Origin of the sequence: Bacillus sp. MUM 13 (genome assembly GCF_001866725.1) — a bacterium.
In the GTDB taxonomy this organism is placed as follows: Bacteria; Bacillota; Bacilli; order Bacillales; family DSM-1321; genus Peribacillus.
In genome coordinates, this window is the sequence record NZ_MLYQ01000154.1 from 1 (window position 1) to 12,321 (window position 12,321).

Consider the following 12,321-nt stretch of genomic DNA (forward strand, 5'->3'; position numbering starts at 1 on the left):
AGTCAAGGCGGCAAGATCTCGCCTATGTCCTTTGACAGCCAAGCCTATAAAAACAGTGACGTGTACAAGCTGATGGATGATGTGAAAAAAGCGAACAGCGATTATCTGACATTTAAAAAGGACCAGGCTAATGCCAGGAAACAGGCGAAAGAGCTCGAGGAACAGGAGAATCGCCCATGGTATGAAAAAGCCTGGGACACAACAAAGACCTTTACCGGCGAAATAACCGGATATTACGACTATATCAGGGCGACAGAAGGCGTTGACCCTCGTACACATGCGAAACTGACCGCAGCCCAGCGTACTGCGGCCGGGGCTATGGCGTTAGCCGGATTTATTCCATTTGTAGGATGGGCCGGAAGAGCAGCTAAGGGAGGAGTGGCCATCTACAGAACGGCCAAAGTCCTGAACGCCGCCGATCATGCCCTGGATGCCTATAAAACCACTAAAGGCTTCGCGGCGCTCCAGAAGACTGAAAAAGGGCTCTATGGGATCACCGCAGCGAACGGCATGGCAGAGGGTATCACAGGAAGAGACTTTCAAGGAAACAAGCTGACAGAAGAACAAAAGCAGCAAAGCCTGATGCAGGCATTCAGCATACTCGGACTTGGGGCCGCAAGCAAATTCATTGGCGGAAAGCCCGCAAATATCCCGTTCAACACCTACAGCAAACAATACGCCCAAGCGACAGCAAAAAATGCCCAAAACACACTCCGGGAAATCGGCAAACAAATCGGCAAAGTCGATGTCCCAGTGGGCGCAAAAGTACTGAAAATGGCAGGGAACGGCCCTATTCAGCCTAAAGTCTTAGCGGTTGAAACCAAAACCCTTAGTGAAGTGAAGCAGGGGCTTGGAGAGAAGCTTGCGAAGAAGAAGGAACAGAAGCAGGTTAATAAGGAGTTGGGTGGTGGTAGTGAGGGTGCGGTTAATGATAGACCAATATATACAAAAGGTTTTGAAGTAGAACCTAAATACAGCTCTTATGAGCAAAGGGTAAAAACCACACCAGTTAACAAAGGAAAATGGAGTAGCGAACGTGCAGAATCGTTATTTATCTCAGATAAGACTGGTGAAATAAAAAAATATCTTGATGAAGCTGGTGTTGACGGTGTTGATTACAAAAACGGGATGCCAGACTTTTCTCCATTTTCTAAAGGTGAAATCAAATTAGAAAATATGACTAATGATCGAAAATCTAATTTTTCAACTGCTGATGAAGAGTTAGCCAAAAAATGGAGTACTCCAGAACAAAAGTGGACAGCGGACGATATAGCTGATTGGAGAGAAGATAATAAATATACTTGGCATGAACTTAACGATTTGGAAACAATTCAATTAGTACCAAGTAAGATTAATAAAGTCTTTAAACATTTGGGTGGAGTTGGCGAATATAACATAAAAGTTAAGTTAGGAGAGTAAATAAAATGACAATGATTAATGATGAGTTGTTTGGAAAACTTGAGTATAAAAATAATTTCTGGCGAGGGGAAATGACTATTAAAATGTTTAACCTCGAAAAAAAAATACTATTGAGTGTTGATGCGCATGAAGATGCTGTGTTTTCAACTATACAAAGAGATGCATTCCATAATTTTATTCAAGACATGAACCATGTAATGAGCGAAGTTGAAGATGAAATCTATGAGTACTATATTGAGAATGTCGATGAATATAGAGAGATGCTAGAAAATGAAACACAAGCAGATAAAATTGCTCCTAAGATAGATTCTGTATCTGCCTTAGCAGAATTAGTAAAACCTACTGAGTTAATTGTGAGAAGAGTAAGGGAGAATGGTAAGAGGAGATTAGGGTTATTATGCGATGTGACTTGGGACATTGAGGATGGATTGGGTATAAAAATTGAAGATGAAGTTGTAGAAGAAGTAGGATATCAAGATATAGTTCTATAAAATTTTCCTTACGATTATAGAAAAGTGGATGACAAAAGAATTAAAAGATAGCACTTGATTTTGGTTTCGAGTATCAAGTGCTTTTTTGCATGTATTAAGACTGATTGAACACAGGAAAGAAACTCATGTGAAATAAAGACCTAATGACAGCTATACTATCTTGAGTACCATGAAATACTTTGGTTATCGAGAAAAGTACAAGAATCGAACTATATGATATTTTCTTGAAGTAATACAAAAAAGTCAAGAGCTTCGCCAAGCTATATCTTTCGTTTTACACCTTTATTTATACTTCTACTGATTTAACTCATTCTTGTCCCCATAAAAACACATTCTCTTTGATTATTTCAGGTTTAAATACCAATTATTTCAATGAAAGATGTTTTTTGTTTCATGTTATTAGGTCAGTGCGCTTCGTTTTTTCGATTTCCTATTCGGAAACGGGATAGAGATAACAACAAAATTTGATTAAGAATCGAGAGCTATTATGGGAAGGAGTACATATGACTTTTATTAACTAACAAACTAACGAGAATGGACAAGTTCGTGGTAACGGGAGGTTGGAAAGTTAAACGTTCTTGAATATATAAGAGTTTCAACAAAAGGGAAAGGGAATCGAAAGATGGATACTGTTTGAAATCCTAAGAAAATTAAATTAAAGCATATTGTAAAAAAGAAGATTAAACATAGCATTTTACCCATTAAAACACTATTTCTTTTTCTGTTCGTGACAAATTATCGATATGTTTTAATAGATTACTGAATGCCGTATTCAACCCTCTCAACCCAACGAATATTTGTTCTTATTATAATTAGACTAAGATTTCGGGAGTACCTTTAACAGAGCCAAATTTAAAGAAATTTTTTCTTTAACACTTTTTTCATTTAGTTCCTCCTTGTAATCAAAATATATCAATCCAAGTTTGTAATAATGACATATTTCAACTTTTTCCTTGTCTCTTAGTTTTATTCTTTCTAAAGCTTCATCTCCTCCCATAAAGCTAATAGGGGAAAAATGTTGTCTTCCCTGGTATTCAATAACAAGGTTTAACTCTTCGATAAAAATATCAGCACGCAAATGGTCTATTGGGTATTGGTGAATTACTGTGTAATTTGGGTAAAGTTTTTTAATGATTGTTAGAAGCTTAATTTCAGTTGTCCATCTTTCTCCTATTGCAAAATAACCCATCCTGAATCGTATAACATTCTCGCAATATCTAAAAAAATCTATCCTGGATTGTTCGTCCAGTTTGTTATCGTCATATGAACATGTAATAAGTTGTGAAACTATATCAGCAGGTATCAATTCCGGCGAATAAACAATCCCTCGTGGGTTGATTCCATAGCTGAAAGCTAACCCTTTTATATAATTACCATAAATAGAATGAAATTTGGTACCGTCAGATGTTTTCCCGTACCCATATTTAGGACATGCCTTGTTGCATATATGGCACAAACCATCTACGAAATTGATGTTTTTCATGAAATCTGCTGATAAAGCAAGTTGCATGGACCGAGGAACATACCTAAAGGTCGCAAATTCTTCATTGTTTAAATAGACCACTAACCCGTCTCTTTGGCAGGAACAATAGGATATAGGACTGTTTTCGTATTCTTGGAATCCGAAGAAAGCACCAATCCTAGAGGGGTAATGGACAATCGGAAAAGGAAGTTCCTCTTCGTAGGTAATACAATCATTTGATTTTAATGCTTCAATCTTATCTTTAGGTACAATCTTGGAATGTAGATTCGCCATAACCCATTCCTCCTAATGAGTATTTTTTGAGATTATTAATGTTATTATAGTTCAATTGTAGTATTTTTACATAAATACCACAATGTATATATATATCGCTATACATATCTGGGCAACCCTTAAAAAAACTGATAGAACTTATGCGTATTTCAGTCTGAAAATCTTGAAATACAAAGGTTGAAATGTTTAAAAAATGGCTATGTTAAAGTTCTTGGTTGATTTTGAATAAAACGTAATCATTTGTGGTATCGCGATTCTAATTTATGAAAAAAATGGTAATTTAAATGACAGTGGCGACAATATTAGCTGATATTTCTTCTTTAAGCGAGAGAGATAAAGAATATATCTTAGGGTTTACCAAGGGATTTGCCAATAAATAAAAAAGGATAATTTGCATTTCTATGTGTTAGAATGACTTTTTTTTATATTCTACTTCCTTAGATAACTGTTCAAGATTTACTTGTCGATCCCATACGGCCTGCGATTCAGGTATCATATATGGATAAATATATCGATTAATAAGGGAATCAACATCCAATTCGTCAATTAAATTGTACGTCGGAATTCGATACTTCTTTCCATCATGTGTTGTCAGGACTAACACATTAATTAACGTCAGACCGTTTCTTCTTACTTACACTTCCTTAATTAATGTAAATGCGACGTTGCCATTTTTTGTTTTGAAACAGTCATTAGGTCCTTGAACAAGAGAGATAATGGCTTTACCAAGAGGCAATCCTGGTATAAACCAAATGAACAAGTAAATAATAACAGGTAGTAAAATTACTCCACCTACTAGCCATGTGAATGAAAAAACCGAGCTAAAGGAAAGTCCTTTTATTACAGCCCATGCCATTCCAAACATACCACCTAAATAAAATATCAATATAAGTACATAATGGAGTTTATTTCCCTTGAAATTCCACTTACAATCTAATAGGTGATAATGACGTATCTATACTACGTTACTTCGTAGCCCATTGGAGTAATCTACATCCACTGCTGGAAAGCATACAATAGGAGGTTTGGGAGATAAAAGAATAAATTCATCAATAGGTAGTCAATGGAGGTAGAGAATTGATCTTGTTGATGAATAAATTAAGGAATTAGCCAGATATATGTCACCTCAGCAGCTAAATAATACTCATTTAAATGTGAAATTGACTCAATAATCAAAGGAGGTATTTTATTTGGAAACTATTTTTAAAGATTTTATAAAACATGAAACAGTGGCTGAAGATGTTCTTTTGAAATATACAGATAAACTTCCTGAAGAATTAATAGAAATATGGAAGAAGTATGGTTTTGGTAAATTCGCAAATGACTTTTTAAAAGTTATTAATCCAGACGATTATTTAGATATTTTAGAGAAAAGTTATCTAAGGAATGAGCAGGCTATTCCTGTTTTTACAACCGCAATGGGTGATATTATAGTATGGGAAAAAAATAAGTATGTAAATCTATTAAACTTTAGGAAAGGATATGTTAATGTTGTTTTCTTCAGGATTTGAATTCTTTTTTGATGACTTAAAAGATAATGGCTTTATGAACGATGAGTTAATGTGGCAGCCGTACCCTGAAGCGCTTAGCAAATATAGTGCCCCTAACTATGACGAATGTTTTGGTTATACCCCTTTACTAGGTTTAGGTGGACCAGATAAAGTTGAGAACTTAAAGAAAGTAAATTTGAAGGAACATATCCTTATTATTACTGAATTTATGGGACCGGTTCAGTAATATTGAAAGTATGCTTAGAATCATCGATCAGCACTTGATTGCCTTTTAGGCAACAGGTGTTTTTAGTTAGAATTTTTAAGCTTAGAAAACATAGGATGATGCTTTAATAAAAAATTCATGATTTTTTCCATCATGTCGTATCGTTTTAACCTTTTGTGGAACTGAACCAAAATGAGAGAGGGGTATCAACTCTGTTATAAAAATTATCAGTTGTAAAATAAAAAAGAGTGTGATAATCTATATGTGTAATCGGTTACATATTTGAGGTGGGATTTTTGGCTACGATTAAGGATGTGGCCCGCGAAGCGGGTGTTTCAGTAGCGACGGTTTCGAGAGTTTTGAATAATAACGGATATGTGCACGAAGATACGAGAGTTTTGGTAAATGATGCAATACGCGAGTTAAATTATAAACCGAATGAAGTCGCGAGATCTCTATATAAAAAGAAGTCCAGATTAATAGGTTTGCTGCTTCCGGATATCCGAAATCCGTTTTTCCCTGAACTTGCCAGGGGCGTGGAGGATGAGATGCAGGCCAAGGGTTTTCGGCTGATTATCGGGAATGCAGATGAAAAGCCGAGCAAAGAGCTAGATTATATCGATACCTTTATACAGAATAATGTAATCGGTATCATCTCGGCCACGAACCATACGAAAAGGGATCATTATAATAATCTCTCCCTGCCGGTTGTGTTCCTCGACAGAACATCGAATGACCATCCATCGGTTTTTGCCAATGGAATGGAAGGCGGGAAAATTGCCGCTAGGGAAATGGTGAAAAGGGGCTGCAAAAGAATTACCCTGCTTAAAGGGCCCGGTGAACTGCAGACGGCGCAGGACAGATTTAAGGGAGCCATCGAGGAGCTTTGTGTTTCAGATGTGAACTTTAATGTGATGGCCACCTCATCTTTTTCTTTTGAAGAAGGAGAGAAATCCGCCAAAATCCTTTTTAAGGACTTCCCGGATACAGATGGTGTTATCGCAAGCAATGATGCAGCAGCGGCTGCTATCCTGCACGAAGCATTGAGGATTGGAAAAGCAATACCGGAAGATCTTCAAATTATCGGATTTGATGATATTCCGCTTTCGAGCCTGCTGTTTCCTCCGCTGTCAACGATCAGGCAGCCTGCATATGAAATGGGAAAAGAAGCGGCAAAGCTTTTGATTCGGCTAATTAATAATGAGCATGTAGCTGAGAAGAACATCCAGCTTCCTGTCAGCTTCATCGAAAGGCAAACAACGAGAAAGGTTGATGACAATGGCTAAAATTACGGTAATTGGCAGTGCATCCATGGACTTGGTGGTCACTGCCCCTAAACGACCAGAGGCAGGGGAAACGATTTTAGGATATTCATTTAAAACGGTCCCGGGAGGAAAGGGAGCTAACCAGGCAGTTGCTGCAGCAAGACTTGGAGCAGATGTGCACATGATCGGCTGTGTTGGGGATGATGCATTTGGTGCAGAAATCCTGGCGAATTTAAAAAACAACCATGTACTTGTGAATTATATGGAACCGGTTACAGGTATAGAAAGCGGCACAGCACATATTACTCTTGCCGATGGAGATAACAGCATTATCGTTGTGAAGGGCGCCAATGACTTGGTGACGCCGGAGTATGTGGAAAAGGCGGCAGATGTAATCAAAAGCTCTGATATCGTGCTGATTCAGCAGGAAATTCCTGAAGAAACGGTTGAATATGTCAGCGGGCTTTGCTTTGAAAGCGGTGTTCCTCTTTTACTGAATCCTGCTCCGTCCAGGCCAATCAGCAAGGATGTGATAAAAAAGGCAGCCTATCTGACTCCAAACGAGCTTGAGGCATCCGTTCTATTTGAAGGAATTGACATTCACACAAGCCTGGAAAAATATCCGAATAAGCTCCTGATTACAGAGGGGAAAAATGGTGTGCGCTATCATGATGGAGAAAAGGAAAAGCTTGTTCCTTCTTATAAAGTAGAAGCTGTAGATACGACAGGTGCTGGAGATACATTTAATGCAGCCTTTGCTGTTGCACTTGCAGAAGGTAAGAGTATAGAACAAAGCATACAGTTTGCTAACAGGGCGGCTTCGCTATCTGTTACTAAATTCGGTGCACAGGGCGGAATGCCAACAAGAGCTGAAGTAGAGGGGAGCCTGTAAAATGAAGCGGCATGGAATGCTAAACAGCCATATTTCAAAAGTCCTTTCAGACCTGGGACATACAGATACAATCGTCATCGCGGATGCGGGTCTTCCTATCCCTGATGGGGTGCTGAAGATCGACTTGGCGCTTGTACCGGGAATGCCTTCTTTTATAGAAACGGTCAAAGCCGTTTCAGAGGATATGGTGATTGAAAAGATTACGCTGGCACAAGAAATCTCCGAAGGAAATCCTGAAACCCTTGAATTTATTCAGAACTCCTTTGGAGATACCGTGATGGAACAGGTATCACACGAGGAATTCAAGCAAAAAACGAAGCAGGCAAAGGCGGTAATCCGGACAGGAGAAATCACTCCGTATGCGAATTGCATCCTGCATTCTGGTGTATTTTTCTAAAAAAAGAGGTGAATAACATGCAGATATCCATGAAGAACATTTATAAAGCATTTGGAGCCAACCGCGTTTTAACAGGGGTCGATTTTGAATTGGAGCATGGTGAAGTGCATGCTTTAATGGGGGAAAATGGAGCAGGTAAATCAACACTTATGAACCTGCTTACAGGCCTTCACACACTTGACGGGGGTACAATCGCAATTGACGGGAAGGAAACGCTTTTTGCCAATCCGAAAGAAGCCGAGAAAAGCGGCATCACCTTCATCCACCAGGAGATGAATATCTGGCCTGATATGACGGTTCTGGATAACCTTTTCATAGGAAAGGAATTGAAATCGCCGCTCGGCTTTCTAAAAATAAAGGAAATGAGAGCGCTTGCGCAAAAGCAGTTTGAACGGCTGGCTGTGTCCATTCCGCTGGATAAGGAAGCGGGAAGCTGTTCGGTCGGTGAGCAGCAGATGATTGAAATTGCCAAAGCTTTAATGACAGACAGCAAGGTCATTATCATGGATGAGCCGACTGCAGCCCTGACGGAAAGGGAAATCGGCAAGCTCTTTGAAGTAATCGCTTCCCTTAAAAGCCAGGGAGTTTCGATTGTCTATATTTCTCATAGAATGGAAGAAATATTCGCCATCTGTGACCGGATTACCATTATGCGTGATGGAAGGACCGTTGATACCAAAGCCATTCCGGACACCCATTTTGATGAAGTTGTGAGAAAGATGGTAGGGCGGGAATTGACGGACCGTTTTCCTGAACGGCAATCAAAACCCGGCGAAGACGTATTGCAGGTGAAAAACATAACAAAAAAAGGCCAATTCAGGGATATCAGTTTTACAGTCCGTGCGGGAGAGGTTGTCGGTTTCTCAGGATTGATGGGAGCGGGCCGGACGGAAATCATGCGTGCCATTTTTGGCCTTGAGTCAATTGACAGCGGAGAAATCTGGATGAATGGCAAAAAAACGGCAATCAAATCTCCTGATCAGGCAGTTAAGCTTGGCATGGGCTTCATCACGGAAGACAGAAAAGATGAAGGGCTGATATTGGATTTCTCGATCAGGGAAAATGTCGTTTTGCCTTCTCTTTACAGCTTTGCCCCTAAAGGAATCATTAATGGGAAAAATGAAAGTGATTTCGTGAACATGCTGATTAAGCGGCTGACTGTCAAAACAGAAAGCGCTGAAAATAGTGCCGGAACATTATCCGGAGGAAATCAGCAGAAAGTGGTAATCGCCAAATGGGTCGGCATCGGACCGAAGCTGCTTATACTGGACGAGCCTACCAGAGGGGTGGATGTCGGAGCGAAGCGGGAAATTTATCAGCTCATCAATGAACTGACAGAACGCGGAGTAGCCATCATCATGGTATCCTCTGAACTGCCTGAGGTCCTCGGCATGAGCGACCGGATCCTTGTGGTCCATGAAGGGAAAATTACCGGTGAATTATCTAAAAATGAAGCAACGCAAGAAAAAATTATGACATTCGCAACAGGAGGCCAGTGAGATGAAATCTATTAATGAAGGTGCTGCAGCAGCTAGACCCAATTTTGTCTCTTCGATGACTCAAAAGCTTGGGCCGCTGCTTGGATTGCTAATCCTGCTAATCATTGTATCCATATTAAATCCGAGCTTTCTAGAACCATTGAACATTCTTAATCTATTAAGGCAAGTTGCCATCAATGCGCTAATCGCTTTTGGCATGACCTTTGTCATTCTTACAGGCGGCATTGATCTTTCCGTCGGCGCCATTCTTGCGCTGTCAAGCTCGTTAAGCGCAGGCATGATTGTAGCTGGCCTTGATCCGATCCTTGCCATCATTGTCGGCTGCGTTCTTGGCGGAATTATGGGAATGGTCAATGGAATCCTTATTACCAAAGGAAAAATGGCACCATTTATTGCAACTCTCGCAACAATGACAGCTTTCAGGGGTCTGACCCTTGTTTATACAGACGGAAATCCGATTACAGGCTTAGGAGATAATTATTTGTTTCAGTTATTCGGCCGCGGATATTTCCTTGGCATCCCGGTGCCTGCCATCACCATGATTTTGGCATTTGCTGTTTTATTCATCGTCCTTCAAAAAACTCCTTTTGGCCGTAAAACCTACGCTATCGGAGGAAATGAAAAGGCCGCATTGATTTCTGGAATAAAAGTTCCGCGTGTGAAGATTATGATTTACGGTCTGTCAGGCATGCTTGCCGCGTTGGCAGGTGCTATCCTTACTTCCCGCCTGAATTCAGCACAGCCTACTGCAGGTACATCTTATGAGCTTGATGCAATCGCTGCGGTTGTTTTGGGCGGCACAAGCCTGTCAGGCGGTAAGGGAAGAATTTTCGGCACACTGATTGGTGCCTTGATCATCGGAACGTTAAATAACGGCTTGAATCTTCTTGGTGTATCTTCCTTCTATCAAATGGTAGTCAAAGGAATTGTTATCATCATTGCGGTATTACTGGACCGCAAGAAATCAGCATAAGGAGGGGCTTTTATGAAAAAATTACTGGTTTTAATTGTTTCTTTAACACTTATGCTTTTAAGTGCCTGCTCATTGGAACCGCCAGGCTGGGCAAAGCCTGCTGAAAAAAAGAATCTTAAGGATGTTAAAATAGGTCTTTCTGTATCCACATTAAACAACCCGTTTTTCGTTGATTTGAAGAATGGGGTCATAAAAGAAGCAAAAGCGCTTGGCATGCAGGTTAAGGTAGTCGATGCGCAAAACGACTCTGCCAAGCAGGTGAGTGATGTGGAGGATTTAATTCAGCAGGGCTCCGACATATTGCTGATTAACCCGACTGACTCTGCTGCTATATCGGCAGCGGTGCAGTCTGCCAATAATATTGGCATCCCGGTCATCACACTTGACCGTTCCGCAGATAAAGGAAAGGTGAAAACTCTTGTTGCCTCCGATAATATTAAGGGCGGAGAAATGGCAGGAAAGTATCTAGTTGAAAAGCTTGGGAAAAATGCCAAGGTTGCTGAACTCGAAGGTGTGCCAGGGGCTTCAGCTACACGTGAAAGAGGAAAAGGCTTCCACAATATTGCTGATAAGAACTTAAAAGTCACTGCCAAGCAGTCCGCAGACTTCGACCGGACCAAGGGCTTGAATGTCATGGAAAACCTGATTCAGGCACATCCGGACATAAAAGCGGTCTTCGCCCATAATGACGAAATGGCTTTGGGTGCAATAGAGGCCATTAATAGTTCAGGAAAAAATATCATGGTCATTGGCTTTGACGGAAATGAAGATGCCTTAAACAGCATCAAAGCAGGCAAGATGGAAGCGACTGTCGCTCAGCAGCCTGTACTGATCGGACAGCTTGCGGTGAAAGCCGGAAGAGATGTCTTGAAAGGCAAAAAAGTTGAGAAAATGATACCTGCTCCGCTTAAGCTTGTAACCAAAAAATAACGAAAAAAAGGAAGCTTGCAAGAGAAGCTTCCTTTTTTCGTGTATAAAAATCCGCTTATAGAAGAGATTCAGCACCATCGATATATACCTTTGTGCCGGTAATATGTGAAGACATGCTGGAAGCAAGGAAAAGGACTAAATCGCCCACTTGCTCAGGAGTCCCTGACTTATTTTCCAGCGGCTGGCTGCCTTCTGGATATTCAATCGGAATCTTGATTTTCTTAAGGTTTTCGTCTTCGGGAAATGTATTGCTGTCAATATTTGTATCAATAGCTCCTGGACAAATGATATTGACCCGTATCTTGTATTTAGCCAATTCAAGGGCGGCCATTTTTCCAAATGCAACCTGGCCAGCCTTTGATGTGCTGTAGGCGGAGAACCCAAAGTTGCGGAATGTCCGGTTTCCGTTGATAGAGCTTGTGATTGCGATGCTTCCTCCTTTTTCCTTCATATAAGGAATGGCATATTTAAGGGTAAGGAAAGTTCCTCTTAAATTGGTATGTATGGTTGTATCAAAATCGTCTGCTGAAATATCTTCAATAGGGGCGATGACGCCATTGATGCCGGCATTCGCAAATACAAAGTCAATACTTCCGAATTCCTCGTTTGTGCGGTGGAAAGCATGTTCCATCTGCTCTGGCACGGAAACATCCGCTTCGATAATAATTGCTTCTGCTCCAAGGTCTTCAACCTCTTTTTTTACTTCTACAGCATTGTCTTCTTTTATATCCACCAGAATGATTTTTGCCCCATTTTCGGCAAGCTTCAATGCAGCTGCCCTGCCGATGCCTGAACTTGCACCTGTAATTAGTGCCACTTTATTTTTCATGATTTCTCCCATAACATATCATTCTCCTTTTTTGATACATCTTTTCCCCTAAATAACTTGGCAGAAACATATTTGAAAATCTTTTTTTGAATGAATGTTGGGATGAGATCCTATTGTTAAGCCAGGTTGATTGGAGTGTAAGGTGCGAGACTCC

Annotated in this window: 12 protein-coding genes and 2 pseudogenes; 10 read left to right on the forward strand and 4 right to left on the reverse strand. The window is 40.4% G+C overall.

Annotated features, from left to right (window positions below; all coding sequences use genetic code 11):
- Together BIV59_RS22100 and BIV59_RS22105 are read left to right on the forward strand one after the other, a co-directional pair.
- On the forward strand, positions 1 to 1,419 hold a 1,419-nt coding region (locus tag BIV59_RS22100; protein ID WP_170846229.1), incomplete at its 5' end, for an HNH endonuclease.
- A 5-nt stretch (positions 1,420 to 1,424) separates the two neighbouring features.
- Positions 1,425 to 1,910, forward strand: coding sequence for a DUF6985 domain-containing protein (locus tag BIV59_RS22105; protein ID WP_071353615.1), 486 nt, complete (start codon positions 1,425 to 1,427; stop codon positions 1,908 to 1,910).
- Between the two features lie 817 nt (positions 1,911 to 2,727).
- Here BIV59_RS22105 and BIV59_RS22110 read toward each other — a convergent pair.
- From BIV59_RS22110 to BIV59_RS22115, 3 genes are all read right to left on the reverse strand, one after another.
- A complete protein-coding gene (locus tag BIV59_RS22110; protein WP_071353616.1) occupies positions 2,728 to 3,666 on the reverse strand; it encodes a hypothetical protein in 939 nt (312 codons plus the stop codon).
- A gap of 406 nt (positions 3,667 to 4,072) precedes the next feature.
- Positions 4,073 to 4,270, reverse strand: a complete 198-nt coding sequence (locus tag BIV59_RS24600) for a DUF5381 family protein (protein ID WP_170846230.1) — start codon at positions 4,268 to 4,270, stop codon at positions 4,073 to 4,075.
- Between the two features lie 30 nt (positions 4,271 to 4,300).
- Positions 4,301 to 4,522, reverse strand: coding sequence for a DUF5381 family protein (locus tag BIV59_RS22115; RefSeq protein WP_071353617.1), 222 nt, complete (start codon positions 4,520 to 4,522; stop codon positions 4,301 to 4,303).
- A 157-nt stretch (positions 4,523 to 4,679) separates the two neighbouring features.
- Here BIV59_RS22115 and BIV59_RS23415 point away from each other — a divergent pair.
- From BIV59_RS23415 to rbsB, 8 genes and pseudogenes are all read left to right on the forward strand, one after another.
- Positions 4,680 to 4,739 (forward strand): annotated as a pseudogene (locus BIV59_RS23415) (polymorphic toxin type 15 domain-containing protein); the annotation flags it as partial.
- A 117-nt stretch (positions 4,740 to 4,856) separates the two neighbouring features.
- Positions 4,857 to 5,403: pseudogene (locus tag BIV59_RS22120) on the forward strand (T6SS immunity protein Tdi1 domain-containing protein).
- 275 nt (positions 5,404 to 5,678) lie between these two features.
- Complete coding sequence (locus tag BIV59_RS22125; RefSeq protein ID WP_071353618.1) at positions 5,679 to 6,668, forward strand: LacI family DNA-binding transcriptional regulator; 990 nt, start codon at positions 5,679 to 5,681, stop codon at positions 6,666 to 6,668.
- On the forward strand, positions 6,661 to 7,539 hold the full coding sequence (rbsK, locus tag BIV59_RS22130) for a ribokinase (RefSeq protein WP_071353624.1): 879 nt from the start codon (positions 6,661 to 6,663) through the stop codon (positions 7,537 to 7,539). The genes BIV59_RS22125 and rbsK overlap by 8 nt, the downstream gene beginning before the upstream one ends.
- Before the next feature lies 1 nt (position 7,540).
- Positions 7,541 to 7,936, forward strand: a complete 396-nt coding sequence (rbsD, locus tag BIV59_RS22135) for a D-ribose pyranase (protein WP_071353619.1) — start codon at positions 7,541 to 7,543, stop codon at positions 7,934 to 7,936.
- A 17-nt stretch (positions 7,937 to 7,953) separates the two neighbouring features.
- A complete protein-coding gene (locus BIV59_RS22140) occupies positions 7,954 to 9,435 on the forward strand; it encodes a sugar ABC transporter ATP-binding protein (protein WP_071353620.1) in 1,482 nt (493 codons plus the stop codon).
- 1 nt (position 9,436) lies between these two features.
- The gene (gene rbsC, locus BIV59_RS22145; RefSeq protein ID WP_071353621.1) at positions 9,437 to 10,408 is read left to right on the forward strand and encodes a ribose ABC transporter permease RbsC; all 972 of its coding nucleotides are present in this window, start codon (positions 9,437 to 9,439) and stop codon (positions 10,406 to 10,408) included.
- 12 nt (positions 10,409 to 10,420) lie between these two features.
- Positions 10,421 to 11,338, forward strand: a complete 918-nt coding sequence (rbsB, locus tag BIV59_RS22150; protein WP_071353622.1) for a ribose ABC transporter substrate-binding protein RbsB — start codon at positions 10,421 to 10,423, stop codon at positions 11,336 to 11,338.
- Positions 11,339 to 11,393: 55 nt separating this feature from the next.
- On the opposite strand, the gene BIV59_RS22155 is transcribed toward rbsB, so the two are convergent.
- Positions 11,394 to 12,179, reverse strand: coding sequence for an SDR family oxidoreductase (locus BIV59_RS22155; protein WP_071353623.1), 786 nt, complete (start codon positions 12,177 to 12,179; stop codon positions 11,394 to 11,396).
- Between the last annotated feature and the right edge of the window lie 142 nt (positions 12,180 to 12,321).

Coding starts and splice junctions, on each gene's coding strand:
- BIV59_RS22110 (WP_071353616.1), bottom strand. CDS start 3,666: ATGGCGAATCTACATTCCAAGATTGTACCTAAAGATAAGATTGAAGCA.
- rbsD (WP_071353619.1), top strand. CDS start 7,541: ATGAAGCGGCATGGAATGCTAAACAGCCATATTTCAAAAGTCCTTTCA.
- BIV59_RS22140 (WP_071353620.1), top strand. CDS start 7,954: ATGCAGATATCCATGAAGAACATTTATAAAGCATTTGGAGCCAACCGC.
- BIV59_RS22155 (WP_071353623.1), bottom strand. CDS start 12,179: ATGGGAGAAATCATGAAAAATAAAGTGGCACTAATTACAGGTGCAAGT.
- BIV59_RS22115 (WP_071353617.1), bottom strand. CDS start 4,522: ATGGCATGGGCTGTAATAAAAGGACTTTCCTTTAGCTCGGTTTTTTCA.
- rbsC (WP_071353621.1), top strand. CDS start 9,437: ATGAAATCTATTAATGAAGGTGCTGCAGCAGCTAGACCCAATTTTGTC.
- BIV59_RS22105 (WP_071353615.1), top strand. CDS start 1,425: ATGACAATGATTAATGATGAGTTGTTTGGAAAACTTGAGTATAAAAAT.
- rbsB (WP_071353622.1), top strand. CDS start 10,421: ATGAAAAAATTACTGGTTTTAATTGTTTCTTTAACACTTATGCTTTTA.
- rbsK (WP_071353624.1), top strand. CDS start 6,661: ATGGCTAAAATTACGGTAATTGGCAGTGCATCCATGGACTTGGTGGTC.